The organism is Enterobacter sp. PL1, assembly GCF_945957325.1.
GTDB classification, from domain to species: domain Bacteria; phylum Pseudomonadota; class Gammaproteobacteria; order Enterobacterales; family Enterobacteriaceae; genus Enterobacter; species Enterobacter roggenkampii.
The window spans coordinates 1-2,324 of record NZ_CAMFKT010000068.1; the positions used below are offsets into that span (position 1 = coordinate 1).

Here is a 2,324-nt window from a genome sequence, read left to right on the forward strand (position 1 = left end):
CCTCGCGCTGTGGCGCTCCTTGGTAGCCGGCATCGGCTGAGACAAATTGCTCCTCTCCATGAAACAGGGGTCCGCTTGGAAAAAGGAAATTATCCTACGCTAAGCGCATTTTTTGCACAGATGGCTACCGACTGAACGTAACGTGTGAGTCATGATCAGAAATGTGTTAACTCTAGGAATTGACACGACTTACTGTTTGATGGGGAAATCATGTTTAGCTATCTCAAGGCTATGTATCATCAATCAAAAATTCAGGCTGAACTCAAGGTACAGATACATGAACAAACTACGGTTAATGCTATCTGTCATCACCCTGAATCAATCGAGATCATTGCGGTTTGTTCGACTGATGCGTATTACCGAAAACGTAAGGACGCTGCTTTTCTGACAACCTGTTCTGTGCTCATGCGTACTTTAAAAGATGAATCCGTACCGATGGTACTACGGAAAACAGCATGGCGATTATTGAACGAAAGATACCAACGAATTAAGTTAAATCAGGCTTATAGGATAGAAAATTTCTTGCTTGTTGCCGATTTTGAATATGCTCTCGAAGAACATGATGAACTAGCAGAGTAGTACTAGTGAGGCGATGAATACCGACAGTTAACGTGCATGTGACTTAAACGTCCGAAACCGAACGATTACGTACAGCATGTAGACAACATGTCCGAAAGTAAGCAAAACCATTAACGGACAGCCGGATCATTTCGTACATCCCTTACGGTCAGGGGTTCGCGCTCAATGGAACGAAATCACCCGTTAGCTTAAAACGCTTAACGTAGGATAATTTCCTTTTTCCAAGCGGACCCGATATACAACGGTATCGCGCAGTCTACCGCGTACAAAAAGCACGCCAGCGCGCCGCAACCGTACAGAAACGCAAGCGGCTTATTATCGAAGTAGCTGAAAACCCCTGTCGCCGCACACAGGCCCAGAATAGAGACGCAGGCGCAGGTGATCTGCACCAGATCCCTGTATCCCGCACGAACGATAAACCAGGGCAGGGCAAGCGCAGCGGCGCTAATAATTAATGCGAGAGGGACAAAAACGAGATAGTGATACATGTGAACTCCTTAATGGTTGCCGATACCGGCGATTGTTCGGGCGGCGGTATTGCCACCCGATGATTTAATTAGAGGTTTTGCGCGTCCAGGAGATTGACCTGAGCCGGGGTAACGTGAAACTTTTCCCCTTACTCATGCTGATATCACCTTGCCAGCTGTTACCAGTTTACGAAATTCGCTTTCATGAATTTCACGCCCATGCTCAAGCGTTGAATACACGTTGCCGATAAGCCAGTTACCAGCCGTTTTTGTCTCGGTATACCACCATGCTTCTGTCAGAGTAAGCAGCGGTTCGCTATCCTCGCCCTTCTCATAGATCCAGATTTTAGTGACGTCTTTACCCGTTTCGTTGCTGCCCTGAATGGTAGGGTCAAAGGTATGTTCAATCTCTATATCGAAGTAACGCTGAAGGAAGTTAGTAAAGTGCATGACGACTCCTGTAAGCGCCGATACCGGCAATTTTTCGGGTGGCGGTATTGCCTCCCGATGATTTAATTATCGGTGATTACGCCTTAAAAGTCAATACAAGTACGGAATTTATTTACCTGTTTTTATGCCCGTCAGGGCATGGAAGGCGACCGCGCCGGACTCCACCGGACACCGGCCGCAAATCGCCGGAAACTGCGGGACTGACCGGAGCAACAGGCCAATCCCCCTCCCTGCTAAGCCATAACCCAGCCCGCCGTCACGTAGCTGCCGCACGTCCCCCACGGGGGTGCGCAGTGGGCGCCGCGCGCCTGCGCGCGGGTACGGCGGCCCGCCTGCGGGTCGCGGCGCCGTACTGCGAGTTAGCGGCCGCCGCGCGGCCGGTTACGGGGGACACCGCACCGTCACGGCCAGCGCCCCACTGAGCTGCACAATCCACGGATAATGCAGGAGACGAATCATGATAGGAGGCTGAAAGGGAAATGAGCGGCAGCAGGGGAAGGGGTTGCCAAGCGGAGCGCGGAGGCCGCAGGCCGGAGGCGTCAGTGGCAGCTGCCCGCGTGAGCGGGGCGAGACGCGTAGCGGCTCGATGCGCAGCACAGCAGAACGGCCCCGGAGGGGTGACGTCCGGGGGTTCGCTTTTAAAGATTTTCGACCACATCAGTAAATCGTAGTGACACCATGGTAATGACTCCAACTTATTGATAGTGTTTTATGTTCAGATAATGCCCGATGACCTTGTCATGCAGCTCCACCGATTTTGAGAACGACAGTGACTTCCTGCCCAGCCTTGCCAGATGCTGCCTCAGATTCAGGTTATGTCGCTCAATG

General features: G+C 51.5%; 4 protein-coding genes and 1 pseudogene. 1 reads left to right on the plus strand and 4 read right to left on the minus strand.

Annotated elements, in window-relative coordinates; genetic code table 11:
• Positions 1 to 73 (minus strand): annotated as a pseudogene (locus N6P30_RS24180) (hypothetical protein); the annotation flags it as partial.
• A 137-nt stretch (positions 74 to 210) separates the two neighbouring features.
• Here N6P30_RS24180 and N6P30_RS24185 point away from each other — a divergent pair.
• Positions 211 to 579: a hypothetical protein gene (locus N6P30_RS24185; RefSeq protein WP_032677090.1), complete on the plus strand. Its 369-nt coding sequence runs from the start codon at positions 211 to 213 to the stop codon at positions 577 to 579.
• A gap of 197 nt (positions 580 to 776) precedes the next feature.
• Here the strand turns inward: N6P30_RS24185 and N6P30_RS24190 are convergent, their stop codons facing one another.
• From N6P30_RS24190 to N6P30_RS24200, 3 genes are all read right to left on the minus strand, one after another.
• Entirely contained in the window at positions 777 to 1,067 is a 291-nt protein-coding gene (locus tag N6P30_RS24190; protein WP_260630002.1) for a cobalamin biosynthesis protein CbiX, read from the minus strand.
• A gap of 132 nt (positions 1,068 to 1,199) precedes the next feature.
• Positions 1,200 to 1,496 (minus strand): protein CcgD, encoded by a 297-nt coding sequence (gene ccgD, locus N6P30_RS24195; protein ID WP_000545925.1) that lies wholly within the window; start codon positions 1,494 to 1,496, stop codon positions 1,200 to 1,202.
• 695 nt (positions 1,497 to 2,191) lie between these two features.
• On the minus strand, positions 2,192 to 2,324 hold a 133-nt coding region (locus N6P30_RS24200; protein WP_001348715.1), incomplete at its 5' end, for an IS1 family transposase.